Raw genomic sequence first — 25,626 nt, 5'->3', positions numbered from 1 at the left:
CGAGGGGTGACGGCTCCTGATCCCTACGGGGGAGAACTACCCTCCGGAGGAGGACACTGGGACCACGGCCGTACTACTGAGGCAGTACGCCGAATCGCCGTCTCAAGGACGACGACGCAGCCGCGTCGAAGGGACATCGTGGTGTACATGAGTTCCCTTGCGCTGTCCGTGCTGCTGTCACTGGTCTCCGCGGTCGCGTACGCGGCCGGGGCGATCGTCCAGGAGCGCGTGGCGACGACCGGCGACGGTCACTCACTGGCACCACTGCGCAACCGGGTCTGGTGGGCCGCCGTGGCGCTGAACGGCGTGGGCGCGGTGCTCCATGTCGTGGCACTGGCCTACGGCCCGCTGAGCCTCGTCCAGCCGCTCGGTGCTCTGACCATCGTCTTCGCCCTGCCGATGGCGGCGATCTTCGTACGCCGCCGCGCGGGAGCCACCGCGTGGCGGGGCGCGATCATGGCGACGACCGGCCTGGCGGGCCTGCTCGCGCTCACGGGGAACGCCGAGTCGCATGCCCTGAACGGCCGGGATCAGCTGATCGTCGCCGGGGTGACGCTCGGTGCGGTCGCGGTGCTCCTGCTGATCTCGACGGGGGTGCGCCGGCCGGTGGTACGGAGCGTGGTCCTGGCCGGGGCGGCGGGCATCGCGTTCGGCATCGCCTCGGTGTTCACGAAGACCGTGGCGGTGGGGCTGACGTCCGGTGCGGTGGGGGCCGGGCTGCCGGCGCTGCTGGCCATCGCCGGTTTCGCGGCCACCGGGCTGCTGGTCTCCCAGGCCGCGTACCGGGGCGCCGGGCTGACCGCGCCGCTGGCGACGGTGACCGTGGTGAACCCGGTGATAGCGGCGGTCGTGGGCCTCACGATGTTCGGCGAGCAGTTCCGGCACGGCACGGCCGGGACCATGCTCGCGCTGGCCTGTGCGGTGGTCGCCGCGGGCGGTCTGATCCTGCTCACGACGGAGCGGCTGGGCGCCGAGCACCGGGCCGCGCAGGCGGCGGACGACGGGCTCCCGGACGCTCCGGCGGACGGAGAGCGTGCGGCCGGGGAGCTCGTGAGCCTGGAGCGTGTCGGCGTGAAGTGTGCGGGCATGGAGCGTGCGGGCTTGGAGCTTGAGGACGGGGAGCTTGAGGACGGGGCGTGCGCGGGAGCGGCGCCCGGGCATGCGACGACCGCCGCAACCGTCGGGGCGGTCCGGGGTACGTTCTCCGCGACGCGTCGTCCCATGCCCGTGCTGATGCCGCTGGAGTGTCTGGGCCGGGTGGTCTTCGGGCCGGGGATGTCGCGGTACACCGGACCTGCGGAGCCGGCCGATCCCGATGACGCGGCCGGCCCCCGGAGCGCCGTTCAGACTCTGACGCCGCCCGCCCTGAGGTAGACCAGCGGGTCGATGTCCGATCCGTAGCCGGGGCCGGTACGGATCTCGAAGTGCAGGTGCGGCCCCGTGACGTTCCCGGTGGAGCCCGAGCGCGCGATCCGCTGGCCCGCCGAGACATGGCGGCCCTCACGCACGTGCAGCGCGGAGAGGTGCGCGTACTGGCTGTACTTGCCGTCGCTGTGCCGGATGACGATCTGGTAGCCGTACGCGCCGCCCCAGCCCGCCGAGACGACCGTGCCGGAGGCCACCGCCCTGATCGACGTACCGGTCGGGACCGGGAAGTCGACCCCGGTGTGGTAGCCGCTGGCCCAGGAGCCGGACTGGTGGTACGGGGTGCCGATGCCGGCCGCGACGGGTGCCACGAGACCGGCGTGCTGCTCCGTGCGCGGCTTCGGCCGGTGGCTCTCGGCCTTCTTCGGATGCGGCTTCGGCTTCGGCTGCGCGCTGCTCGGGTGCGGCTTCGGCGTTGCGGTGTCGTGGCGGGGCTTCGCCGTCCGGTGCTGCGAGGCGGCGGCCTGCTGCTTGGGTTCGGCGGCCTGGTGGTGGGGCTTTTCCTTCGGACGCTCCGGTGCCGCCGAGCGCTGCGGTGCGGTGGACTTCCGGGGCTTCGGCTCGGCCTTCGGCTTCGCCTGCGCGGGCGGGCCCGGCCTCGCGGGCCGGGCCGTGTCCAGGCTCAGGCGCTGCCCGGGCAGGATGAAGTCCGGGTCGTCACCGACGACCTCGCGGTTCTGCGCGTAGAGGTGCTGCCAGCCGCCCCGGACGTGCTCGGTCGCCGCGATCGCGGAGAGCGAGTCGCCGCGTGCCACGGTGTACGACTCGCGCTTGCCGGGGATGGTGGTCGGCGTGGCGGGGGCGGAGGTCCGCTTCGCCGTGGGCTTGCCGGAGGCGGCCCTGTCCGGGGAGGTCTTGCCCGGCGCCTTCACATGGCTGGTGCCCTGCGACTGCGGGGCGATGTCGGCGGCGTCACCGCGGCTCCTCAGCCCCGCCTTGGCCGAACAGCTGGGCCAGGCGCCCGGACCCTGCGCTTCGAGCACCTTCTCGGCGATGGAGATCTGCTCGCCCTTGGTGGCCAGATCGGCGCGCGGGGCGTAGACCGTGCCTCCGTACGCCGCCCAGGTCGAGCGGGTGAACTGCAGCCCGCCGAAGTAGCCGTTGCCGTTGTTGATGTGCCAGTTGCCGGTCGACTCGCAGGCGGCGACCTTCTCCCACACATCCGTGGACGCGGCGCCCGCCGAGGCTGCCGCGATGAGCGGGAGCGCGAGGCCCGCACCGCCCGCGGTGACCGTGAGCGAGGCACGGTTGATCCGGCTGGGCTGATATCTGCGGTGCCGTCCGTTCGCGGCCATGACTTGGCTCCCCCACTGGCAGTAGGACACGTCGCAAGCGCCCAACTTATGTGCAGGCAAAGGGCGGTGACAAGAGAGCGGCCGGACTCTCCCGTCACGGCCGGCCCGCCGGTCACCGCCCCCGCCGGGCGGTCACGGTACGGGCGTGCCCTTCCGGGAGGCGGCACGGTGCCGGGCCGCGTCCACGAGTGCGGTCATGACCCGGGTGTCGTGGCCCATCTCGGGATGCCACTGGACCCCCAGCACCAGGCTGTCGTGGCCGGTGAGTTCCACGGCCTCCACGGTGCCGTCGGGGGCATGGGCGCTCGCCGTGAGGCCGGATCCCAGGCGGTCCACGGCCTGGTGGTGATAGGTGGGCACCACGTCCGGATCCGCGACGGCCGCCTCGTACGCCGTACCGGCCACGGGAATGACGGGGTGTTCGCCGAAGACGCCGGGGCCGCCGGTGTGTCCGTCCAGGTGCTGGTGCAGGGTGCCGCCCAGCGCTACGTTGAGCAGCTGCATGCCCCGGCAGATGCCCAGCAGCGGCACGTGCTGGGCGATCGCCGCCTCGATCAGGGCGAGTTCCCACGCGTCGCGTTCGCGTGCGGGCGGACCGGTGCGGGGGCCGGGCGCCTCGCCGTAGCGGGCCGGTTCGACATCGGCGCCGCCCGCGATGACCACACCGTCCAGTGCCGCCACGGCCTCCCGGGCCGCGTCGGCGGTGTCGTCGGGCGGCAGCATCACCGCCAGGCCGCCGGCCGCCCGGACCAGGCGTGGGTAGGCGGCGGGCAGCAGGACGGCCGGTGTGTCCCAGACGCCCCACCGGGCCGGTTCCTGATAGGTGCTGATGCCGATGACGGGCCGGGTCATGGGCCCCTCCTCTGGTTCGTTCGCTGTTCGGTCGTGGTGCCGCCGCGGCCGCGTACGGGTGCGGCGGCGCGGGCGTACAACGCCCCTGTCCCGCGGTCCCGTTCAGTCCCGCGACAGTTCTGCCTCGGCCGCCGCGAGGGCGGCGAATTCCTCCTCAGGGGCGCTCGCGACGAGGCGGTGTCGGCTGTAGAGGGCGAAGTAGGCCAGCGCCACCACGTACACGCCGAGCGCGATGAACGCGGCGTCCCGGTCCACCAGGAAGGTCGCCACCAGGGCCGAGCATGCCAGCACGAAGGCCACGGACGAGGTGAGCGCGCCGCCGGGCGTGCGGTAGGGCCGTTCGAGGTGGGGTTCGCGCCGGCGCAGCACGATGTGGGAGAGCGCCATCAGGGCGTAGCTGATGGTGGCTCCGAACACGGCGACGTTCAGCATCCGGCCGCCGTTGCCGATCCAGGCTGCCAGCGTGAAGCCGATCGCACCGGGGATCAGCAGGCCGAGGTAGGGGGACTTGCGGCGGTTGGTCAGGGAGAGGAAGCGGGGCAGGTAGCCGGCCCGGGAGAGCGCGAACAGCTGGCGCGAGCCGGCGAAGATCAGGGAGAAGAAGGAGGCCACCAGGCCCGCCAGGCCCGCGTAGTTGACGAAACGGCTCAGGGCGGTGGGATCTCCGTCGCCCTCCAGCGCGACCACGAGGGGGTTGCCCGCCTCCTGGATGGCCTTCGCGCCCTGTGCGCCGGTGGCGGAGAGGAAGGTGAGCACCGCGAGGCCCACCAGCACGGTGAGCGAGATGGCAAGCGCCCTCGGCATCGACCGGACCGGGTCCTTGGCCTCCTCGGCTGCGAGCGGCACGCCCTCGACGCCCAGGAAGAACCACATGCCGAAGGGGAAGGCGGCCCAGATGCCGAGGAGCCCGAAGGGCAGCCAGGAAGAGGAGCCGAGTGCGCCGGTGTCGACCGGAATGTCGTTGAGGCGGTCGGCGTCGAATTCGGTGAACGCGCCGATGGCGAAGATCAGCAGGGCCGCCACGGCGACGGCGGTCACGATCAGGCTGAACCGCAGCGCCTCGCCGACACCCCAGAGGTGGATCCCGATGAAGACGGCGAAGCAGGCGAGATAGACGGGCCAGCCGGAGGTGAGCCCGAAGAGGCCGAGGGACTCGACGTAGTCACCGATGAACAGCGAGATGGCGGCGGGGGCGAGGATGTACTCGATGAGGATGGCCGTACCGGTCAGGAAGCCGCCCCAGGTGCCCAGGGCGCGGCGCGCGAAGCCGTAACCGCCGCCCGCGGTGGGCAGGATGGCGGAGAGTTCGGCCAGCGCGAAGACCAGGCACGCGTACATCAGGCCCATCAGCACGGTGGCCGCGGCGAGCCCGCCGAAGCCGCCCTTGGACAGGCCGATGTTCCAGCCGGAGTAGTCGCCGGACACGACATAGGCGACGCCGAGTCCGGTCAGCAGGAGCCAGCCCGCGCTGCCCCGGCGCAGCGTACGGCGGTGCAGGTACTCGTCCTTGCCGGTCATCGCGCCGGCCTTGTCGCCGGGTGGGCTGGTGGATGTGTCGGTTCCCTGGGCCATGGGGCGCTCCGGATGTGTGTCGACGGCGCTGCGTCGAGGCGTGGCAGACGAAAAGGGCGCATCAAAGGTTCGTCGCCACACCTTTGTGGAACGTCAGGGGAAACACAAGGGGCGCGCGTTAAACAGTGGTTACGGATGTGCGCCCTGCTCGTGACGGGTGCGCCGGGCGCCTCCCGAGTCGATCCACCACCGTCGGCCGAGCCCTCTTCCCAAGCAATGGTTCCCTGTCATACCTTATGAATCTCGGTGCACCCAAGGAGGAATCCCGTGGCAGACCGCACACCCCCGCTCGCCGTCGAGGAGCTGCGCTCGCTCGTGGCGAGCGGGGCCATCGACACCGTCGTCCTGGCCTTTCCCGACATGCAGGGCCGGCTCCAGGGCAAGCGGTTCGCCGCCGGGTTCTTCCTCGACGAGGTTCTGGAGCACGGTACCGAGGGCTGCAACTATCTGCTGGCCGTCGACACCGACATGAACACCGTCGACGGCTACGCGATGTCCTCCTGGGAGCGCGGCTACGGCGACTTCGCGATGGTCCCGGACCTCGACACGCTGCGGCTGCTGCCCTGGCACGAGGGCACCGCGCTGCTCGTCGCCGACCTCGCGTGGAACGACGGCGGCCCGGTCGTCGCCGCACCGCGCCAGGTGCTGCGCCGTCAGCTGGACCGGCTGGCCGGCCTCGGTTACCGGGCACAGGTGGGCACGGAGCTGGAGTTCATCGTCTTCAAGGACACTTACGAGCAGGCCTGGGACCGCGGCTACCGCGGGCTGACCCCGGCCAATCAGTACAACATCGACTACTCCATCCTCGGTACCGGCCGCGTCGAACCCCTGCTGCGCCGCATCCGCAACGAGATGCAGGCGGCCGGGCTGACCGTCGAGTCGGCCAAGGGCGAGTGCAATCTCGGCCAGCACGAGATCGCCTTCCGCTACGACGAGGCGCTGGTCACCTGCGACCAGCACGCCGTCTACAAGACCGGCGCCAAGGAGATCGCCGCGCAGGAGGGCGTCTCGCTCACCTTCATGGCCAAGTACGACGAGCGCGAGGGCAACTCCTGCCACATCCACCTCTCGCTCACCGACGCCGACGGTGACAACGCGATGTCGGGTGACGGCCCGGACGGCATGTCCGACCTGATGCGGCACTTCCTCGCCGGGCAGCTCGCCGCCCTGCGCGACTTCTCCCTGCTGTACGCGCCGAACATCAACTCCTACAAGCGGTTCCAGCCCGGCTCCTTCGCGCCGACCGCCGTCGCCTGGGGCCACGACAACCGCACCTGCTCCCTGCGGGTGGTCGGCCACGGCCGCTCCCGCCGCTTCGAGAACCGGCTGCCCGGCGGCGACGTCAATCCGTATCTCGCCACCGCCGGACTGGTCGCCGCGGGGCTGTACGGCGTGGAGCACGAGCTGGCGCTGCCGGAGGTCTGCACGGGCAACGCCTACACCGCCGAGTACGAGCAGGTGCCGACCACCCTGCGCGAGGCCGCCGATCTGTGGGAGGCCAGCCCCATCGCCAAGGAGGCGTTCGGCGAGGAGGTCGTCGCGCACTATCTGAACATGGCGCGTGTCGAACTCGCCGCCTACGACGCCGCCGTGACCGACTGGGAGCTGCGCCGCTCCTTCGAGCGCCTGTGACCGCCGTCCCGCCCCTCACCCCCGATCGAGGCCCGTACGTGTCCCACCAGTCCGCACCGCACAGCCTGGACATCCTGAACCCGGCCACCGCCGAGGTCATCGCCACCGTCCCGGCCGCCGACGCCGCCGACATCGACGCGGCCGTCGCCCGCGCCGCCACCGCCCAGCACGTCTGGGCCGCGGCAGCACCCGCCGACCGCGCCCGGCTGCTCCGGCGGTTCGCCGCCACCGTCGACGAACACATCGAGGAACTGGCCCTGCTGGAGGTCCGCGAGGCCGGTCACACCATCGCCAACGCCCGCTGGGAGGCGGGCAATGTGCGCGACCTCCTCGACTACTGCGCCGGCGGGGTCGAACGCCTGCTGGGCCGGCAGATCCCGGTCGCCGGCGGCATCGACTTCACCCTGCTGGAGCCGCTCGGCGTCGTCGGAATCATCGCCCCGTGGAACTTCCCGATGCCGATCGCCGCCTGGGGCGCGGCCCCGGCGCTCGCCGCCGGCAACGCCGTACTGCTCAAGCCGGCCGAGACCACCCCGCTGACCGCGCTGCGCCTGGCGGAGCTGGCTCTCGAAGCCGGGCTGCCCGGCGGACTGTTCCAGGTGCTGCCTGGCGAGGGGCCGGTGGCCGGCGCCGCCCTGGTGGACCACCCCGGCGTGGCCAAGATCGTCTTCACCGGCTCCACCCGGACCGGCAAGCACATCATGACCCGGTGCGCCGAACGCGTGAAGCGCCTCACCCTGGAACTGGGCGGCAAGAGCCCCAACGTCGTCTTCGCCGACGCCGACCTGGAGGCCGCGGCGGCCGGAACGCCGATGTCCTTCCTGGACAACGCCGGCCAGGACTGCTGCGCCCGGACCCGCATCCTGGTCGAGCGCTCGGCCTACGACCGCTTCCTCGATCTGCTGGCACCGGCTGTCGCCGCCGTGGTGGTCGGTGACCCGTCGGACGAGAAGACCCAGATGGGTCCGCTGATCTCGGCCGTCCAGCGGGAGCGCGTGAGCGGGTTCGTGGATGCCCTGCCCAACGGCGTACGGACGATCCTCGGCTCGGCGCCCGACGGCCCCGGGTTCTGGTACCCGCCGACCGTGCTCGCCGGGGTGTCGCCCGACGCCCCGGTGGCCGTCGACGAGGTGTTCGGGCCGGTCGCCGTGGTGCTGCCGTTCGACGACGAGGCGGACGCGGTACGGCTGGCGAACGCGACGGAGTACGGTCTCGCCGGATCGATCTGGACGCGTGATGTGGCCCGCGCGCTGCGGGTCGGCCAGGGGCTGCGGGCCGGGAACCTCTCGGTCAACTCGCACTCCAGCGTCCGCTACGCCACACCCTTCGGCGGCTACAAACAGTCCGGACTGGGGCGCGAGCTGGGCCCCGACGCACTCGCCGCCTTCACCGAAACCAAGAACGTCTTCATCAGCACGGAGGCCTGAGCACCATGACCGACACCACCGCTGTCTGCCGCCGCCTGGTCGGCCGCACCGCCGTAGTCACCGGAGCCGGGAGCGGCATCGGGCTGGCCACCGCCCGGCGCCTGGCCGCCGAGGGCGCCCACGTCGTCTGCGCCGATGTGGACGAGGCGAGCGGCAAGGCCGCCGCCGAGGAGGTCGACGGCCTCTTCGTACGTACCGACGTCACCGACGCCGAGCAGGTCGAGGCGTTGTTCAAGGCCGCGTTCGACACGTACGGCTCGGTCGACATCGCGTTCAACAACGCGGGGATCTCGCCGCCGGAGGACGACTCCATCCTGGAGACCGGTCTCGAAGCCTGGCGCCGGGTGCAGGAGGTCAACCTCACCTCCGTCTACCTGTGCTGCAAGGCCGCCATCCCGTACATGCGCCGCCAGGGCAAGGGCTCCATCATCAACACGGCCTCCTTCGTGGCCCGGATGGGCGCCGCCACCTCGCAGATCTCCTACACCGCGTCCAAGGGCGGCGTGCTGGCCATGTCGCGCGAGCTGGGCGTGCAGTTCGCGCGGGAGGGCATCCGGGTCAACGCGCTGTGCCCCGGACCGGTCAACACCCCGCTGCTCCAGGAGCTGTTCGCCAAGGACCCGGAGCGGGCCGCGCGCAGGCTGGTGCACATCCCGCTCGGCCGGTTCGCGGAGCCCACCGAGATGGCCGCCGCCGTGGCCTTCCTGGCCAGCGACGACTCCTCGTTCGTCAATGCCACGGACTTCCTGGTCGACGGCGGGATCTCCGGCGCCTACGTCACCCCTCTCTAGACGGCGTGCGGTGAGGCTGCGGGACGCCGCGGCCCCGACCGTACGACCACGCCGCCCTGCCGGGGGCCACCGGACCGACGGCCGGGCGTCACCGGACGCCCGGCCGTCCTGTCTGCCCGTCCCCGATGTCCGCCCACACCTGTCCGCCCACACCACAGGAGTGTCCTCGGCGTGCCCAGATCCCGTCCCGCATCCCGGTTCGTACGGCGTTCCGCCGCACGGCTGACCGTCACAGCGATCGCGCTGGCGGCGGCCCTGGCCACCGTCACCGCGCCCGCAGGGGCCCACGACCGCCCCGGCCATGGCCGTACCTGTCCGCAGCTGTCCGTGTCCACGGGCTGGTACGGGTCCAACCAGGCCCGCATCCAGCGCCTCATCGACCGCTACGGAAGCTGCTCGCCGCACCACCGCGACGGCCGTGCCGCACCGGTGGCCGTCTTCGACTGGGACAACACCGTCATCAAGAACGACGTCGGTGACGCCACCATGTTCTGGCTGCTGCGCAACTCCCGGATCCGGCAGCCCGAGCAGGGTGACTGGCGCACCACCAGCCGCTACCTCACCGACGCGGCGGCCGAGTCGCTGCGCGCCGCCTGCCCGGACGGCACCGGCCGCGACCGCACCCTGCCCACCGCGACCGACACCGTCTGCGCCGACGAGATCCTGTCCGTCTACAGCGAGGCCACCACCACCTCGGGGCAGGACGCGTTCGCCGGCTACGACCGGCGCACGATGGAACCCTCGTACGCCTGGCTGGCGCAGCTCACCCACGGCTGGACGGCCGCACAGGTGCGCTCCTTCGCCGCAGCGGCCCGCGCCGAGAACCTGGCCGCCCCCGTCGGCGCCACCCAGCGGGTCGGCAGCACCACCGACGCCACCGGCTATGTCCGCTACTACGACCAGCAACGCGACCTGATCCGGGCGCTGCGCCGGGCCGGATTCGACGTGTGGATCGTCTCCGCGTCGCCGCAGCCCGTGGTCGACGTCTGGGCCAGGGGTGTCGATGTCGCACCCGGGAACGTGATCGGCATCCGGTCCACCACCGAGCGCGGCCGCTACACCTCGCACCTGAGCGCCTGCGGCACCGCGCGCCCGGGCGCGGACTCGCAGATCACCTACATCGACGGCAAGCGCTGCTGGATCAACAAGGAGATCTTCGGCGTGCGCGGTGCGGCCGCCTCCCGGGTGCAGGACCCCGCGAGGCGCCCGGTGTTCGCCGCCGGGGACTCCGACACGGATGTGTCGATGCTCCGTGACGCGACCGGGCTGCGACTGGCCCTGAACCGCAACAAGGCCGAGCTGATGTGCCGTTCCTACGACAACGCGGACGGCAAGTGGCTGGTCAACCCCATGTTCATCGCGCCGAAGGGCCGGCTGAACGGCGCCTATCCGTGTGCCACCACCGGCTACACCACGTCGGACGGGACCTCGGGTCCGGTGCTCCGTGGCGACGGCAGTGTGATCCCCGATCAGCACGACACCGTCTTCGCGGGCTGAGACGGAAGGGGCACGGTGTACGTCCAGGGGCCGTCGCCGCGGTACTGGCCGGAGGTCACGGTGAACGTGACGGCGCTCGCCGGGGTATTGGTGAGCGTGAACCACAGGGCGGGGTCGCCGGTGTCCGGTGCGTCGGCGTAACGGGCGGCCGGCTCACGGGACTTGCCCGCCGCCGTGGCGAACGGTAGGCGTTGGGGCGCACCGAGAAGTACGCGGCCGGCCTTCGCCGGATTCGGAGGCGTCGTCGGGACGACGAAGCCAGGGTGCCGCTCCACATGGTCCGACATCAGGCCTTTGGCACGATGATTACGTGAATCGTTGCCGACTCGGCAGCGACAGAAGCAGGTTCAAAGGCGTGGGACAGGATGTTTGAGGAACGGCCGGTAGTCCACGACTGCCGCTCGGGCGGCTCTCACACCCCCTGGGGCGCGGGGTCCGACAGCACCTCCCGCAGCCGCGCGGCGAACGCCTCGGGGTTCTCGGCGCAACCGGTGTGCCCGCCGGGGAACTCCACGAGCCTGCCGGTCCCCCGGTCCGCCAGCCGGGCACCGGGAACCGCCGTGAGCAGGGTGCGGGAGTCCTCCCCGACGCCGATGACCAGCTTCTCCGCGCCGCGCCCCAGGGCGGCCGGGTCCGGCACGTAACCGCTGAACGAACACAGCACATGCTCCAGGAACACCGGGAGGTTGACCCGCATCCGCCCGAACGCCTCGGCCTCCCGCGCGGACGGCTCGGGCGCCGCCCGGTGCCCGCCCCCGGCGGGCTCGGGCGCCTCCGGGTCCGTCAGCCCCTCGGTCATGGTGGCCAGCGCCGCGGCCACCCCGTCGCTGCGGAAGGAGTCGCGTACCGCGGCGAAGAGCTTCCGCCCCCGTTCCGGATCGGGCAGCAGTTCCACCAACGGCGGTTCGTGCGCGACCACCCGGTGCAGCCGCTCCGGGTGACGGGAGAGCAGGTCCAGGGCGACGATCGCGCTCGAACTGGAGCCGAAGACGGCCACCGGCCCGCCGTCCGGAGAAAGCAGCTCGATCAGCCGGCGGGCGTCCTCGCTCTGCACCTCCACCCGCTGATCCTCCGGCGCACCGTCGAGAACGCTGCGCGAGTAGCCGCGCGGGTCGAAGGCCGCCACCGTCCAGCTGTCGGCCAGCCGCGCCGCCATCCGGTCGTAGAGCCCCGCGTCACCGCTGCCGCCCGGCATCATCACAAGCAGCGGGCCCTCACCGCGCACCTCGTAGTACAGCGTCGCCCCGGGCACCTTCAGATGTCCGGTGCGCTCCGGAGCCATGTGATCAGCCATTGCCGTTCTCCCCCTCCTCAGTACCTTCGGCCGTCGCGGACGGCCAGTGCTCCAGCAGGAAGTGCAGGGCCTCGACGGACCGCTCCCAGGACGTCTGTACGTCGCGGGGCGCACCGAAGCCGCCGCTCGCCTCCAGGGCGCAGTAGCCGTGGAAGGTACTGCGCAACAGCCGTACCGCGTCCGTGAGGTCGGGCTCGGCCAGTCCGTAGGCGCGCAGCATCGCGCCCGTGGTCTCGATGGTGCGGTGGTACGCGGTCGACTTGGCGACGATCTCGGGGTCGACCCGCATCTGCGTCGCCTCGTACCGTCCGGGCCGCTCCAGCGCGAAGGCCCGGTAGGCATCGGCGAACGCGACCAGGGCGTCCTTCCCGGCCCGGCCGGCGACCGCGGCGCCGATCCGGTCGATGAACTCCCCGGCGGCCAGCAGTGCGACCCGGGTCCGCAGGTCGTGCAGATTCCTGACGTGCGAGTACAGGCTGGCGTCCTTGACCCCGAAGCCTCGGGCAAGTGCGGAGATGGTGACCTTGTCGAAGCCGATGGAGTCGGCCAGATCGGCCGCCGCCACCACCACGCGTTCGGTCGTGAGACCCGCGCGAACCATCCGCCACCTCCATCGAAGCCCACCTAGAACCTCTAGGGGATTTCCTAATATACACAGGTGGCTCCATTCGGGCGACGCCGAACAGGCCGTTCCCGCACCCCGTATCCATACTGAAGATCCCGGCATTCCTGAAGATCCCGGCATCCCCGAAACAGATTGCAGAGCACACAGATGAGCGGCACTGCGCAGATCGGCGTCACAGGGCTCGCGGTCATGGGCCGCAACCTCGCACGCAACTTCGCCCGCAACGGATTCACGGTCGCGGTGCACAACCGGACGACCGCGAAGACGGACGCGCTGGTCGAGGAGTTCGGCGACGAGGGCTCCTTCGTCCCCGCGCACACTCCGCAGGAGTTCGTCGCGGCGCTGGAGCGTCCGCGCAGGCTCATCATCATGGTGAAGGCGGGCGATCCCACCGATGCCGTGATCCAGGAGTTCGCCCCGCTCCTGGAGGAGGGTGATGTCATCATCGACGGCGGCAACGCCCACTTCGAGGACACCCGCCGGCGGGAGAAGCAGCTGCGCGAGCGCGGCATCCACTTCGTCGGCGTCGGCATCTCGGGCGGCGAGGAAGGCGCGCTGAACGGCCCGAGCATCATGCCCGGCGGTTCGGCCCGGTCGTACGAGTCGTTGGGGCCACTGCTGGAGAAGATCGCTGCCCGGGCGAAGGACGGCGCCCCGTGTGTCACGTATATCGGTCCTGACGGTGCCGGACACTTCGTAAAGATGACACATAACGGCATCGAGTACGCGGACATGCAACTCATCGGCGAGGCCTACCAGTTGCTCCGCGACGTGGCCGGATACTCCCCCTCGCGGATCGCGGACATCTTCCGCGCCTGGAACACCGGGCGCCTGGACTCGTACCTCATCGAGATCACAGCAGAAGTGCTCTCGCATGTCGACGCGGCGACCGGTAAGCCCTTCGTGGATGTTGTGCTCGACCAGGCGGAACAGAAGGGCACCGGCCGTTGGACCGTGCAGGTCGCCCTCGACCTGGGCGTTCCTGTCTCCGGCATCGCCGAGGCCGTCTTCGCCCGCTCCGTCTCCGGGCACGCCGCCCTCCGTGATGCCTCACGCCACCTCGCCGGACCGACCGCCCGCAAGCTCGGTGAGGACGAGGCGGCGGCATTCGCCGACCAGGTCGAGCAGGCACTGTATGCCTCGAAGATCGTCGCCTATACCCAGGGCTTCCACGAGATCGCGGCCGGCAGCGAGCAATACGACTGGGACATCGACCTCGGGAAGGTCGCCGCGATCTGGCGCGGCGGATGCATCATCCGGGCCGCGTTCCTCGACAGGATCACCAGCGCCTACGAGGCTCAGCCCCGGATGCCGAGCCTCCTCTCCGACAAGAGCTTCGCCGAAGAGATCGCCGCCGCGCAGAACGACTGGCGCACCGTGATCGCCACCGCCACTGCCCAGGGCGTCCCCACCCCCGCCTTCGCCGCCACCCTCGCCTACTACGACTCCCTGCGCGCCGAGCGCCTCCCCGCCGCCCTCACCCAAGGCCAGCGCGACTACTTCGGCGCACACACCTACCACCGCACCGACCGCGACGGCACCTTCCACACCCTCTGGGGCGGCGACAAAACCGAAGTCGAAAGCTGACCCACACCCGCGGCTTCACTTCGGCCGCGGGAACAACGGGCGAGCCTGCGGGTCCGGGCAGCACCCCGTCCGCGGCGCGGGTCGTCGTCGCGGACATCGGCGTCCGGGGCCGCCGAAGGCCGGCAGCGCACGGGGCATGGCCTGCCGGAATAAGCGGTCTGACAGAATGAGTTCCGAAAACTCAGGCGACGCGCGTCAGGAAACCGGTGTGAATCCGGTACGGTCCCGCCACTGTGACCGGGCTGCGACAGCCCGGAAGCCAGATACTGGCCGCGCCGCCTTCTCGTACGACCCAGGGGACGAGGACATCCCCCGGAAAGGCTCGGCCATGCCCCCGATACGCCGTGTACCCCTCGCGCTCATACCACTGCTTCTGCTGCCGCTCACCGGCTGCGGAACCGACGGCGAGGGCAGGGCAGAGGCCGCACCGGCCGCCGACGGTTTCCCCTACACCGTCACCAACTGCGGTACGAGGACGACCTTCGACGCCCCGCCGGAGCGGGTCGTCACCATGAACCAGCACGTCACCGAGATCATGCTGGCCCTCGGGCTCCAGGACCGGCTTGCCGGGACCGCCTACCTGGACGACAGCATCCTGCCGGAGTACCGGTCCGCGTACGAAAAGACCAAGGTGCTCGCGAAGGAGTACCCCTCCAAGGAGGTGCTTCTCGGCGCCAACCCCGACTTCGTCTACGGCGGGTACAGCAGCGCCTTCGACAAGGCCAAGGGCCAGGACCGGGCGGGGCTCCAGAAGGACGGCATCAACACCCGGCTGAACATCGAGAACTGCACCAAGGGCAAGGTCGGCATCGATCAGCTCGCCACCGAGATCACCCAAGTCGCCAGGGTCTTCGGCGTACCGGAGCGCGGCAAGAAGCTGATCGCCGAGGAACGACAGAAGATCACGAAGGTCGAGACGGCGCTCAAGGGCTCCGCACATCCCTCGGTGTTCGTGTACGACTCCGGGGAAAGCTCCGCGTTCACGGCGGGCGGCAAGGGCGTCGGCAACGAGATCGTCCGGCTCGCCGGGGGCCGGAACGTCTTCGCGGACCTCGACGCCACCTTCGGCGACGTGTCCTGGGAACAGGTCATCAAGCGCAAGCCCGAGGTGGTCGTGATCTACGACTACGGAGGCACCACGGTCGAGGCCAAGAAGAAGCGGCTGCTGAACGACCCGGCACTCGCGGACGTGCCGGCGATCAAGAACGAGAAGTTCGCGGTACTCCCGCTGTCCTCGGCCGTGCTCGGTGTCCGGGTCGCCGACGCCGTACAGGACCTGGCCGGGCAGCTGCACCCCGGCACTCCGTGAGCGCGGGGTCCGCCCGCACCGGCCCGGAGTCCGTCCTCCGCTCGACCCCCGTCGTGATCGGCGCCCTCACGGTGCTGCTGCTCGCGGCGGCGGTGGCCGGTCTGGTGCTCGGCCCGGTACGGATTCCGCCGGGCGAGGTATTGAGGACGGTCCTGGGCGGTGAACGCTCCGGTGCGTTCCCGACGATCGTGTGGGAGGTACGGCTGCCCAGGGTGCTGCTCGGGGCCGTCGTCGGCGCCGGGCTGGCACTGTCGGGCGCGGTGCTCCAGGCGCTGGTGCGTAACCCGTTGGCCGATCCGTTTCTGCTGGGCGCCTCGTCCGGGGCGTCGGCCGGCGCCGCCGTGGTGGTCGTGCTGGGGGTCGGCGCCGGGGTGGCCACCGACGTGGCGCTGCCCCTCGCGGCGTTCGCCGGGTCCATGGCCGCGCTGGTCGCCGTCTACGCGATGGCCCGGCGCGGCGGCACCATGACAACGGGCCGGCTGATCCTGGCCGGGGTGGCGATCCAGTACGTGCTGTCCGCGTTCACCAGCCTGATCCTGGTGCTGTCCTCCCGGGCCGAGCATGTGCGGGCGATCCTGTTCTGGACCCTGGGCGGCCTGGGCGGTGCCCGCTGGGACCAACTGGCGCTTCCCGCCGTGGTATTGGGCGTCGGTGCCGTCCTCCTGATCAGCCTGGCCCGTCCGCTGGATCTGCTGCTCACCGGGGAGGAGGGGGCCCGAAGCCTCGGCCTGGACCCCGGACGCTTCCGGGGCGGGGTCTTCGTGCTGGTGTCACTGATCATCGGCGTACTGGTGGCCTACAGCGGGGCGATCGGCTTCGTCGGCCTGATGGTCCCGCACGCCGCCCGGCTGATCGTCGGCGCGTCCCACCGCAGACTGCTGCCGGTGACGGCGCTCGGCGGGGCCGTCTTCCTGCTGCTGGCCGATCTGCTGGCGCGGACCGTGGCGGCCCCCGAAGAGATTCCCGCCGGGGTGGTCACCGCCCTGGTGGGTGGCCCGTTCTTCCTCTGGCTGCTGCGCCGCTCCAGCCGTACCGAAGGGATCAGCGGATGAGTCCCGCACCGTCCCCGACGGCACTCGCCGCCGACGGGATCGGCTACGAGGTGGCCGGCCGTACCCTGCTCGACGCGGTCACGCTGGACGCCGCCCCCGGCGAGACGGTCGGCCTGGTCGGGCCGAACGGCAGCGGCAAGACCACCTTCCTGCGCTGTGTGTACGGCGCCCTGCGACCCTCAACGGGCCGGGTCCTGCTGGACGGAGCGGACGCCGCAACGCTCGGCGTGAAGGAACGGGCCCGCCGCGTCGCCGTCGTACCGCAGGACAGCCCCGGCACCTTCGGCCTGACCGTGCGCCAGATCGTGGCGATGGGCCGAAGCCCGCACAAACGGTTCTGGGAGCAGGACGACGCCGACGACGCCCGCCGCATAGAGCAGTCGCTCCAGCGCGTCGGAGCGGCGCCCCTGGCCGACCGGCGGTTCGAAGAACTGTCCGGCGGGGAACGGCAACGGGCCCTGATCGCCCGCGCCCTGGTCCAGGAACCGGGGCTGCTGGCGCTCGACGAACCCACGAACCATCTGGACATCCGCTACCAGCTGGAGATCCTCGGCCTGGTGAGGACCCTGGGCACCACCAATCTGCTGGTGCTGCACGACCTCAACCTGGCCGCTTCCTACTGCGACCGGCTGTTCGTCCTGAGCGCCGGACGACTGGTGGCGTCCGGCTCCCCGCACGCGGTACTGACGGAAGAACTGCTGGCCGAGGTCTACGGCATACGATCCCGGATCGGCGTCCACCCGGTCACCGGCTCCCCCAACGTCGTCTACCTCCCGCTGTCATGAGTGACGGCGACTCCCCCGCCTGGACGCCCTTGCCGCACGGGCCACGCTGGCAGGTCACCGAGGGCGAACCGCCCGCGAGCGAAGCGGGGCAGTGGCTGGCAGCCGACCGACTGGCCGATCCGGCGGGCGAGGAGCTGTCCACGCTGCTGGAGCGCGAGCGCACGAGCAGCGGCCACCGCACCGGCCATGCGACCGCGCTGACCCTGATGGCGGTGTACGCGGGCTGGGTCACTGCCGCCGCCGTGCTCCATTGGGCGCTGTACGACGAGGTCCCGGACATGCGGTCCGGCAATGTCCTGGTGCGCCCCGCCGCGCACGGGATCGGCGGAGTCCGGGTGCGCAGGGCCCGGCTGTTGGTGCCCCGGGCCGGGGAGGACTCCGTACGGCTGCTGCACCGCACCGTGCTCGACGGGCATCTGCTGCCCATCGCCGATGCGCTGCACCGCCGTACCCGCGCCGGGGCCAGGCAGTTGAGTGGAGGAATCGCCCATGGCTGTGCCACGGCGCTGTGCGCGTACGGTGCCGAGGTCGATCTGCTGGCCGCCCGCTGGTGGCAGTTCGTGGACACCGCACCCGGCGGACTGGCGGCGCTGGGCGAGGTGGAACGGGTCCGGCGAACGCCGGACGGCCCGGAGCGGCTGGTCTATCTGCGCAACACCTGCTGTCTGTACTACACGAGCACGGAGGCGGTGCGCTGTGCGAGCTGTTGTCTGACAGGCCGCGAGGAGCGGCTACGCGCGTACGCGAGGCCGAAGTAGCACCGGCGGCTCCGAGGTCCGGGCGCCGGTTGCGGCGAGAACGGCGCGCAGTCCCGGCGGACGACCTCGGCCTTGAGCCGTTCGGCGAGCCGGGCGGCCAGGGCGAGAACGACTGCCGCGAGGGTCGAACGCAGCCGCTCGGCGCAACCGGCCGTTGTCCGGAATGCCCGGTGAACGGCCACCGTGCGCGGTCCGGCAAGGTCCGGGCGCGGTGGCCCATGGCTCAGCGGTGGGCGAACACCGGGGGCGCTTCTCCGTGAAGGCCGTCATGCCCTCCTTCTGGTCTGCGGTGGCGAAGACAGCGTGGAAGAGGCGGCGTTCGAAGCGGACCCCTTCGGTGAGGATGGTCTCGAAGGCACGGATCACAGCCTCCTTCGCCATCATCGCGACGGGTGCGGACATCGCGGCCACGGTTGCGGCGACGGCCGGCGCCTCGGTGAGCGTGGCGGCTTCCGCACCCATTACGCCCCCGGAGACCGGCGCGTCGAGTGCGCGGTGCCGCCGCCCAGCAGTGCGTCCCGGGCGACGTGTGCACCCAGTTGACGCCGCGAGGCGATCAAGCCCTCGTATTCCTGCTCGGTGAGCGCGATCCTGGAATCCCCGTCGACCGTCACGATTCTCGGTTCGTGCCCGGCGGCCCCGCCGTCCTCACCGTTTTCCGCCGCGCCGCGCGCAAGGCCCGTTTCCAGGCGCCGATCCGCTTCGTCCGCCGCGATGCGGTACCGGGCTCCGCGACCGGCTGAACCCCGGCGGACTGCACCCTGCCGCCGGTCGCACATCGCACCGCACCGCACCGCACGATCGAGAGGAACCTCATGCGTCAGGACCTGATCCGCCGTGCCGCCGTGACCACCGGCCGTTGCGCGGCGGCGGCGTCGGGTCGGCTCGTCACCGGATGTCCGCGTACCGATCCGTGTGCCGGGTGAGACAGCGGTATCCGGCCCCCCTGAGCGAGCCGGCTTCCCTCCGCAGGCAGCCCACGGCTCTCGCGGTCCATGGGAAGCGCTGCCCATCGGGCATTTCGGCGATCTGGACTACGAACCGCGCGACCACGGCGCAGGGTCGAACGTGCCGGGAGGTCTTCGACGGCGTCCTCGGCGACCGGCCCCACCGAGTGGACCGCCGCCGGGACGATGTGGAGGTGACCCCGGCCGACCTGTTGTCGGTGCGCCGGATCAGCGGGCCGCCGACCCCCGGGGGTGTGCGCACCAACGTCTCCGTCGCGCTGCGCTGGTTCGCCGCCCGGCTGCGCGGGCAGGGCGCGGTGGCGCTGGACGGCTGATGGCGGACGCGGCCATCGCCGAGATGCCCGGGTGCTTCCCGAGTGTCCTTTGTCACTTTCCGAATCCTGGACGGTTCTCGTCCCCACTGAGTGACGGCCCGTAGTCTGACGGAGCAGCTGGTTCGCCCTGTCAGCCAGGCAGGGAGTCGTAAGAGGGAACCCGGTGGGAATCCGGGACTGCCCCGCAGCGGTGAGCGGGAACGACCGCCGTCATACGCACTGGGTCCGAGGTACCGGACCTGGGAAGCGACGGCCATTAGGTGTCCTCCGAGAAGAGGGCGTGCCCGCGAGTCCGAAGACCTGCCAACTGCCCGTGTGCGGACCACTCCGCGCGCGGACACCCCGGTGACCTCGAGGGCGGGTCGGCGTACATACCAGACGGGACGACCGCGCCTTTGCCGCGCGGGATCATCACCTCTGGTTGGCCATTCCTTCGCGCTCTCGTCCCGTCTCCGGGGCCCAGGGATTCATCTCGCGAAGGAGATCTCCGTGACCAGCAAGTCCGCAGCCGCGGCAGCACGGGCCACCGTGTACGGCTACCCCCGCCAGGGCCAGAACCGGGAACTGAAGAAGGCGATCGAGGGCTACTGGAAGGGCCGCGTCACCGCCGATGCCCTCCGGGACACCGCCGCCGACCTCCGTCGGAGCAACTGGCGGCAGCTCGCCGACGCGGGCGTCGACGAGGTGCCCACCGGCGACTTCTCGTACTACGACCATGTCCTCGACACCACTGTCCTGGTGGGCGCGATCCCCGAGCGGCACCGCGCAGCCGTCGAGGCCGACGCGCTCGACGGCTACTTCGCCATGGCGCGCGGCACCCAGGAGGTGGCACCCCTGGAGATGACCAAGTGGTTCGACACCAACTATCACTATCTGGTGCCGGAGTTGGGCCCGGAAACGGTGTTCACCGCGAACTCCGCCAAGCAGGTCGCCGAACTTGAGGAGGCGCTCGCACTCGGTCTCACCGCCCGGCCGGTCCTGGTCGGCCCCGTCACCTACCTCCTGCTCGCCAAGCCCGCTCCCGGCGTGCCCGCGGACTTCGACCCGCTCACCCTCCTGGACCGGCTGCTCCCGGTGTACGCCGAGGTGCTCGCCGATCTGCGCGCGGCCGGCGCCGAATGGGTACAGCTCGACGAGCCCGCTCTGGTGCAGGACCGAACCCCGGCCGAACTGAACGCCACCACCCGCGCCTACCGCGACCTCGGCGGCCTCACCGACCGGCCCAAGCTGCTGGTCGCCTCCTACTTCGACCGTCTCGGCGACGCCCTGCCGGTGCTCGCCAAGGCCCCGGTCGACGGCCTCGCCCTGGACTTCACCGAGGCCGCGGCCGCCAACCTGGACGCGCTGGCCACCGTCGGCGGACTCCCCGGCAAGCGGCTGGTCGCCGGAGTCGTCAACGGCCGCAACATCTGGATCAACGACCTGTCGAAGTCCCTGTCCACCCTCGGCACCCTGCTCGGGCTCGCCGACCGGGTCGACGTGGCAGCCTCCTGTTCCCTGCTCCACGTCCCTCTGGACGCGTCCGCCGAGCGGGATGTCGCGCCGCAGATCCGGCGCTGGCTGGCCTTCGCCAAGCAGAAGACCGCCGAGATCGTCACCCTCGCCAAGGGCCTCGCCCAGGGCACCGACGCCATCACCGCCGAACTCGCCGCCAACCGCGCCGACCTGGCCTCCCGTGCGGGCTCGCCGATCACCCGCCATCCTGCCGTGCGGGCCCGCACCGAGGCCGTGACGGACGCAGACGCCCACCGCTCCCAGCCGTACACCGAGCGGGCCGTGGCCCAGCGTGCCCATCTCGGGCTGCCGCTGCTGCCCACGACGACCATCGGCTCGTTCCCGCAGACCGGCGAGCTGCGCGCCGCCCGCGCCGACCTGCGCGCCGGGCGCATCGACACGGCCGGGTACGAGGAGCGCATCAAGGCGGAGATCCAGGAGGTCATCTCCTTCCAGGAGAAGACCGGCATCGACGTCCTGGTGCACGGCGAGCCCGAGCGCAACGACATGGTCCAGTACTTCGCCGAGCAGCTCACCGGCTACCTCGCCACCCAGCACGGCTGGGTCCAGTCCTACGGCACCCGCTACGTCCGCCCGCCGATCCTCGCCGGGGACATCTCCCGCCCCGAGCCGATGACCGTACGCTGGACGTCCTACGCCCAGTCGTTGAGCGACCGGCCCGTCAAGGGCATGCTCACCGGGCCGGTCACCATGCTCGCCTGGTCCTTCGTCCGCGACGACCAGCCCCTCGGCGACACCGCCCGGCAGGTCGCCCTCGCCCTGCGCGACGAGGTGGACGACCTGGAGGCGGCCGGGACCTCGGTCATCCAGGTGGACGAGCCCGCGCTGCGAGAGACGCTGCCGCTGCGGGCCGCCGACCGTCCCGCCTACCTGGCCTGGGCGACCGAGGCATTCCGGCTCAGCACCTCCGGTGTACGGCCCGGCACTCAGATCCACACCCACATGTGCTACGCCGAGTTCGGTGACATCGTCCAGGCGATCGACGACCTCGACGCCGACGTGATCAGCCTGGAGGCAGCCCGCTCGCACATGCAGGTCGCCAGGGAGCTGGCCGGCCACGGCTACCCGCGCGAGGCCGGACCGGGGGTCTACGACATCCACTCGCCTCGTGTGCCGGGGGCCGAGGAGGCCGCCGAGCTGCTGCGTACCGGACTGAAGGCCATCCCTGCGGAGCGGCTGTGGGTCAATCCCGACTGTGGGCTGAAGACCCGCGGCTGGCCCGAGACCCGCGCCTCGCTGGAGAACCTGGTCAGCGCGGCCCGCACGGTCCGGGGTGAACTGACCGCCTCCTGACCGGTAGATCCCGGTGGGGCCGGGGCGTCACAAGCGTCCCGGCCCCACCGGTCGGCACGTCATGGCCAAGACACGAAGAAGGCCCGCGGGTTCCTGGATTCCGTGGCCGGGACACTCGATGGCGACGCCAAGTCCGAGTCGCGGGAGAACCTGTCGGACTCCGGTCCCCTGCGGGCCCGCCCGGCCCTGGTCACCGAGGTACGCCGACGCGCGCACCAGGTGCGCGCCGTCATCGGGACGGGACGCACCCCGCACCGCGGTCCCGCCTCCCGCCGCGACAGGGCTTGGGCCCACGCCGGGGGCATCGCCCCGAACGACCCACGCGCCGCGACGCCCGTCGGTCTGGGCTGCCGGATCCGCGAACGCCGTGACTGCGCACAGCGAGCCCGTCCATCGGGGGACGGCCGGCCGTCGGCCTCGACCGGCGCACGTACGTCCCGTATCCGGTCGGGATCCATGGTCCATGACGGTGGGACGGTGACAGGACAGCCACACGGCAGGGCGTGGTGCAGGCGCCGTCTCCAGCGCGACAAGCCGGTGCCGGGCGACTCCCGGCAGCGCCTTTCCGAGGGGCACCGGCCTCCGGCACGGGGGACCGGCAGCTCCCCCGGGGCCGGTTCCCGCCCACCGGGCGATGAAGCCGCGCCGCCGCGACAACGGCTGCTCCTGGTCCCTGAGCGAGCGGGAGCCGGACACTCCACGCCCGGTCAGGCACGGGCCCGAATGCTGCCGGACACCGGTCAGGCGGTCTTTCACCTACCCTTATTGCACAGCGATTGCAATTAATAGAGATGGGCAGGAGGGTGGGACGTGGAGTCTCCAGTGGTGCTCGGTATCGAGTCCTCGTGCGACGAGACCGGCGCGGGTCTCGTACGCGACGGGCGTCTGCTCGGGCATGCGGTGGCGTCGAGCATGGACGAGCACGCACGCTTCGGCGGAGTGGTTCCGGAGATCGCCGCGCGGGCGCACCTTCATTCCTTCACGCCTGTCATCCGGGAGGCCCTGGACCGAGCCGGGCTGGGAATGGCGGACATCGGCGCGGTGGCCGTGACCACCGGGCCCGGCCTCTCGGGCGCGCTCCAGGTGGGACTGGCCGGAGCGAAGACCCTGGCCTTCTCGCTGGGGGTGCCACTCCACGGGGTGCATCACCTGGCGGGTCATGTCGCCGCCGACACCCTGGAGCACGGGCCGCTGCCCGATCCCTGCATGGTCCTGATCGTCTCCGGCGGACACACCTCTCTGCTGCTCGTACGGGATCTCGCCCGAGACCCGATCGTGCACCTGGGCGACACCATCGACGACGCGGCGGGCGAGTGCTTCGACAAGGTGGCCCGAGTGTTCGGGCTGCCGTATCCGGGCGGGCCGGCCATCGACCGCACCGCACGGGAGGGCGATCCGCGCGCCGTGGCGTTCCCCCGGCCGCTGACCGGAGCACGCGACGCACGCTACGACTTCTCCTTCTCCGGGCTCAAGACCTCCGCCGCCCGCTGGGCCGAGCAGCACCGGCTGCGCGGCGAGGAACTTCCGCTCGCGGACGGGGCGGCATCGCTCCAGGAGGCCGTGGCCGATGTGCTGACGCGCAAGGCGGTGGCCGCCTGCCGCGAGCACGGCGTGGGAACTCTGGTCGTCGTAGGCGGGGTGGCCGCCAATTCCCGGGTGCGGGCTCTGGCGGAAGAGCGCTGCCGTGCCGCCGGGATCGCGCTGCGAGTGCCGCCGCTGAAGCTGTGCACCGACAACGGGGCGATGATCGCGGCCGTCGGTGACCTGCTGGTCCGGGCGGGAGCCGAGCCCGCCCCGCTGAACGTGTCCATCGACCCGTCCGCCCCCCTGGAGTATGCGGCACTGCACCCTGTTGCGCCCGCTGCCGTGAGGGCGGCGTGAACACCGTGACCGTCAGCCGGATTCCGGGCGCGGAGCTGTCGAGCAGGGCGGAGGAAGTACGGGGGGTGCGCGGACGCGTTCGGCTCCCCGCCCTGGTCGCAGGACGACGGTGGCACTGACGGATTCATGCGGAGGATGGCCTGCGACACGGGGCGGCCCGGGTTCGCAGCCGCCCTCGCCGCATCGGGGGACGCGGTCGTGGGCTTCTCCACCGGCTGGACCACGCCGTCGGTGTTCCCCGCCGGGCGCTGCTGTCCACAGGTGGCCGCCGCCCTGGGCGCCGAGCGCACCGCCGCGTGGCTCTGTGGTGGCCGGGAGGTCGACGAACTCGCCGTCACCAGCACCGCCCGAAACCAGGGCACAGGCGCCGCACTCCTCGACGCCGTGACCGCCGGCGCACCCGATGGCCGGTGGTGACTGCTGACGTCCGTGCGCGCCGGATCGGCCCTCCCGGACCCGGCACCTCGGATATGACGCAGCAGCGGGTCAGGAGCCCGGACGGGGGGCTCGCAGGTGTTGACGCTGTGCCAGCTCTTCGTCGTCGACCAGGGTGAGCATGGGCTGACCCGGCGCACACATCATCGTGACGAGGAAGCGGCTCCAGGATTCCGTCCGGTTGTTCCCGTCCTGGTAGTGGATGACATCGCCGCCCGGCTCCCAGAACGTCTCCCCTGCCTTGATCACACGCTCGGGCTCGCCTTCCAGCTCAAAAAGCATCTCCCCCTCCAGCATGTAGCCGAAGGCGGGCCCCGAGTGCCGGTGCGGAGGGGTACCGGGGTCGCCGGGAGGGAACTCGATGAGGACGGTCATCGCCTCCGCCCCATCCGGAATGGACGGCGGTTTCGCCGACTGCAGCACAGTCAGCGCCGTCTTCCACGCTTCTGAGCGCGGTTGACTCTCAGCGCCGTCTGCTGCCGGCTCATTGTTCGACATGGTGCGGCCTCCGGTGATGGGCTGGGTGACTCAGTAGAGCCAATCGCTGTAGCGGTTGGGGGCGTTGCCGGCGTCGCCCCTGGCGGTGAGGGCATCTCCGTGGACGGCGGCGAACATGCCGGCGGTGTCGTCGGTGACGACCGTGCGGCCGTCGGGGTGGGCGTTCGAGGTCCGGAAGAAGGCCGGGGACGCGTCGTCGAAGGTCGGGGAATTCGTCAGGTTGACGACCGCGTCGGCGCCGGCCACCGCCTCCGCCAGGCCCTGGCCCGTGATCACGTCGACACCTGTGGACAGCGAGTGCGGCACGGCCTCGTTCCCGGACGCGTTCAGCTTCTTCACGACCTGCGACCCGATCGGGCAGGTACCACCGATGACTGCGATATTCATGGGGCACCTTTCGTCGCGCGCCGATGGGCCATACGTCCAGATTGCGGCTGTGCAGTGCGCAGCGCACGCGGACCGCGCGCACCTGGGTGTCCTGGTGGAGCAGCGTGCAGACGGCGACGCTGACGGCGATGGGTGCATATGGGCGACTGCGAAGCAGGCAAGAGGGCGCGCAGACAGGCGTGTGCTCATGTGCGGCGGTTCGGGCGTTCGTCCCATCGGCGCGTCGCCCATGCCCGAAGAATCAGGCTGCGCACGGTGATGATGGTGTCAGCGAGGTCGAAGAAGGCGTCGATGACAGCCGACAGGCTGCCCGCGGCGCTCACCCGGGGGCAGCGCGACTTCTTCGGCGCGCACATCTACCGTCGCACCGACCGCGAGGGCTGCTTCCACGTGCTCCGGCGGTGACCGGTCGGAGGTCGTCGCGGGCTGAAGCG

At 71.3% G+C, this 25,626-nt stretch carries 21 protein-coding genes, 4 pseudogenes and 2 riboswitches; of the genes and pseudogenes, 16 read left to right on the top strand and 9 right to left on the bottom strand.

Annotated features, from left to right (window positions below; all coding sequences use genetic code 11):
• The first annotated feature begins 147 nt into the window (after positions 1-147).
• A complete protein-coding gene (locus ACFVH0_RS25080; RefSeq protein ID WP_385823545.1) occupies positions 148-1,374 on the top strand; it encodes a DMT family transporter in 1,227 nt (408 codons plus the stop codon).
• On the opposite strand, the gene ACFVH0_RS25075 is transcribed toward ACFVH0_RS25080, so the two are convergent.
• The 3 genes from ACFVH0_RS25075 to eat all read right to left on the bottom strand — a co-directional run bounded on the left by ACFVH0_RS25075 (position 1,344) and on the right by eat (position 5,144).
• On the bottom strand, positions 1,344-2,720 hold the full coding sequence (locus tag ACFVH0_RS25075) for a peptidoglycan DD-metalloendopeptidase family protein (RefSeq protein WP_385823543.1): 1,377 nt from the start codon (positions 2,718-2,720) through the stop codon (positions 1,344-1,346). The genes ACFVH0_RS25080 and ACFVH0_RS25075 overlap by 31 nt on opposite strands.
• A gap of 132 nt (positions 2,721-2,852) precedes the next feature.
• Entirely contained in the window at positions 2,853-3,572 is a 720-nt protein-coding gene (locus ACFVH0_RS25070; protein WP_385823541.1) for a gamma-glutamyl-gamma-aminobutyrate hydrolase family protein, read from the bottom strand.
• A gap of 102 nt (positions 3,573-3,674) precedes the next feature.
• Positions 3,675-5,144 (bottom strand): ethanolamine permease, encoded by a 1,470-nt coding sequence (gene eat, locus ACFVH0_RS25065; protein WP_385823539.1) that lies wholly within the window; start codon positions 5,142-5,144, stop codon positions 3,675-3,677.
• A gap of 267 nt (positions 5,145-5,411) precedes the next feature.
• On the opposite strand from eat, the gene ACFVH0_RS25060 reads away from it, so the two are divergent.
• The 4 genes from ACFVH0_RS25060 to ACFVH0_RS25045 all read left to right on the top strand — a co-directional run bounded on the left by ACFVH0_RS25060 (position 5,412) and on the right by ACFVH0_RS25045 (position 10,491).
• On the top strand, positions 5,412-6,776 hold the full coding sequence (locus ACFVH0_RS25060; RefSeq protein ID WP_385823537.1) for a glutamine synthetase family protein: 1,365 nt from the start codon (positions 5,412-5,414) through the stop codon (positions 6,774-6,776).
• Between the two features lie 38 nt (positions 6,777-6,814).
• Positions 6,815-8,203 (top strand): aldehyde dehydrogenase family protein, encoded by a 1,389-nt coding sequence (locus tag ACFVH0_RS25055; RefSeq protein ID WP_385823535.1) that lies wholly within the window; start codon positions 6,815-6,817, stop codon positions 8,201-8,203.
• Positions 8,204-8,208: 5 nt separating this feature from the next.
• Entirely contained in the window at positions 8,209-8,994 is a 786-nt protein-coding gene (locus tag ACFVH0_RS25050) for a 3-oxoacyl-ACP reductase (RefSeq protein ID WP_266687058.1), read from the top strand.
• A 171-nt stretch (positions 8,995-9,165) separates the two neighbouring features.
• Positions 9,166-10,491, top strand: coding sequence for a haloacid dehalogenase-like hydrolase (locus ACFVH0_RS25045; protein ID WP_385823533.1), 1,326 nt, complete (start codon positions 9,166-9,168; stop codon positions 10,489-10,491).
• Here ACFVH0_RS25045 and ACFVH0_RS25040 read toward each other — a convergent pair.
• From ACFVH0_RS25040 to ACFVH0_RS25030, 3 genes are all read right to left on the bottom strand, one after another.
• The gene (locus tag ACFVH0_RS25040) at positions 10,464-10,778 is read right to left on the bottom strand and encodes a phospholipase domain-containing protein (RefSeq protein ID WP_385823531.1); all 315 of its coding nucleotides are present in this window, start codon (positions 10,776-10,778) and stop codon (positions 10,464-10,466) included. The two genes, ACFVH0_RS25045 and ACFVH0_RS25040, sit on opposite strands and share 28 nt — an antisense overlap.
• 125 nt (positions 10,779-10,903) lie before the next feature.
• Complete coding sequence (locus ACFVH0_RS25035; protein ID WP_385823529.1) at positions 10,904-11,785, bottom strand: alpha/beta fold hydrolase; 882 nt, start codon at positions 11,783-11,785, stop codon at positions 10,904-10,906.
• Entirely contained in the window at positions 11,778-12,386 is a 609-nt protein-coding gene (locus tag ACFVH0_RS25030; protein ID WP_385823527.1) for a TetR/AcrR family transcriptional regulator, read from the bottom strand. Before ACFVH0_RS25030 ends, ACFVH0_RS25035 begins: the two co-directional genes overlap by 8 nt.
• Before the next feature lie 171 nt (positions 12,387-12,557).
• Between ACFVH0_RS25030 and gndA the strand changes: the two genes are divergently transcribed.
• The 5 genes from gndA (at position 12,558) to ACFVH0_RS25005 (ending at position 17,901) form a co-directional block, all read left to right on the top strand.
• Entirely contained in the window at positions 12,558-13,997 is a 1,440-nt protein-coding gene (gndA, locus tag ACFVH0_RS25025; RefSeq protein WP_385823525.1) for an NADP-dependent phosphogluconate dehydrogenase, read from the top strand.
• Positions 13,998-14,163: 166 nt separating this feature from the next.
• Positions 14,164-14,287: riboswitch (cobalamin riboswitch) on the top strand.
• Between the two features lie 38 nt (positions 14,288-14,325).
• Positions 14,326-15,306, top strand: a complete 981-nt coding sequence (locus tag ACFVH0_RS25020; protein WP_385823523.1) for an ABC transporter substrate-binding protein — start codon at positions 14,326-14,328, stop codon at positions 15,304-15,306.
• Positions 15,303-16,358 carry a FecCD family ABC transporter permease gene (locus ACFVH0_RS25015; protein ID WP_385823521.1) on the top strand — a complete coding sequence of 352 codons (1,056 nt, stop codon included), beginning with the start codon at positions 15,303-15,305 and terminating at the stop codon, positions 16,356-16,358. The genes ACFVH0_RS25020 and ACFVH0_RS25015 overlap by 4 nt, the downstream gene beginning before the upstream one ends.
• Positions 16,355-17,143, top strand: coding sequence for an ABC transporter ATP-binding protein (locus tag ACFVH0_RS25010; protein WP_385823518.1), 789 nt, complete (start codon positions 16,355-16,357; stop codon positions 17,141-17,143). Before ACFVH0_RS25015 ends, ACFVH0_RS25010 begins: the two co-directional genes overlap by 4 nt.
• A complete protein-coding gene (locus ACFVH0_RS25005; RefSeq protein ID WP_385823516.1) occupies positions 17,140-17,901 on the top strand; it encodes a hypothetical protein in 762 nt (253 codons plus the stop codon). Before ACFVH0_RS25010 ends, ACFVH0_RS25005 begins: the two co-directional genes overlap by 4 nt.
• Before the next feature lie 243 nt (positions 17,902-18,144).
• Here the strand turns inward: ACFVH0_RS25005 and ACFVH0_RS25000 are convergent.
• A pseudogene (locus ACFVH0_RS25000) lies at positions 18,145-18,345 on the bottom strand (enoyl-CoA hydratase-related protein); the annotation flags it as partial.
• Between the two features lie 625 nt (positions 18,346-18,970).
• Here ACFVH0_RS25000 and ACFVH0_RS24995 point away from each other — a divergent pair.
• The 5 genes and pseudogenes from ACFVH0_RS24995 to ACFVH0_RS24975 all read left to right on the top strand — a co-directional run.
• Positions 18,971-19,209: pseudogene (locus ACFVH0_RS24995) on the top strand (malate synthase A); the annotation flags it as partial.
• Positions 19,210-19,284: 75 nt separating this feature from the next.
• Positions 19,285-19,506, top strand: a riboswitch (cobalamin riboswitch).
• 166 nt (positions 19,507-19,672) lie between these two features.
• Entirely contained in the window at positions 19,673-21,991 is a 2,319-nt protein-coding gene (gene metE / locus ACFVH0_RS24990) for a 5-methyltetrahydropteroyltriglutamate--homocysteine S-methyltransferase (RefSeq protein WP_385823514.1), read from the top strand.
• A 294-nt stretch (positions 21,992-22,285) separates the two neighbouring features.
• Positions 22,286-22,458 (top strand): annotated as a pseudogene (locus tag ACFVH0_RS24985) (short-chain fatty acyl-CoA regulator family protein); the annotation flags it as partial.
• Between the two features lie 343 nt (positions 22,459-22,801).
• Positions 22,802-23,872: a tRNA (adenosine(37)-N6)-threonylcarbamoyltransferase complex transferase subunit TsaD gene (tsaD, locus tag ACFVH0_RS24980; protein ID WP_385823512.1), complete on the top strand. Its 1,071-nt coding sequence runs from the start codon at positions 22,802-22,804 to the stop codon at positions 23,870-23,872.
• A gap of 135 nt (positions 23,873-24,007) precedes the next feature.
• On the top strand, positions 24,008-24,289 hold the full coding sequence (locus ACFVH0_RS24975) for a hypothetical protein (RefSeq protein ID WP_385823510.1): 282 nt from the start codon (positions 24,008-24,010) through the stop codon (positions 24,287-24,289).
• Between the two features lie 69 nt (positions 24,290-24,358).
• Here the strand turns inward: ACFVH0_RS24975 and ACFVH0_RS24970 are convergent, their stop codons facing one another.
• Both ACFVH0_RS24970 and ACFVH0_RS24965 read right to left on the bottom strand, forming a co-directional pair.
• Positions 24,359-24,805 (bottom strand): cupin domain-containing protein, encoded by a 447-nt coding sequence (locus tag ACFVH0_RS24970; protein WP_385823508.1) that lies wholly within the window; start codon positions 24,803-24,805, stop codon positions 24,359-24,361.
• Between the two features lie 30 nt (positions 24,806-24,835).
• Positions 24,836-25,192 (bottom strand): hypothetical protein, encoded by a 357-nt coding sequence (locus ACFVH0_RS24965; RefSeq protein WP_385823507.1) that lies wholly within the window; start codon positions 25,190-25,192, stop codon positions 24,836-24,838.
• Between the two features lie 138 nt (positions 25,193-25,330).
• On the opposite strand from ACFVH0_RS24965, the pseudogene ACFVH0_RS24960 reads away from it, so the two are divergent.
• Positions 25,331-25,622: pseudogene (locus ACFVH0_RS24960) on the top strand (hypothetical protein).
• Positions 25,623-25,626 lie beyond the last annotated feature (4 nt).

Source organism: Streptomyces sp. NPDC127117 (assembly GCF_042677325.1).
GTDB lineage: Bacteria > Actinomycetota > Actinomycetes > Streptomycetales > Streptomycetaceae > Streptomyces.
Note: the sequence above shows the minus strand (reverse complement) of the source record. Positions and strands in the feature narration are given on the sequence as shown.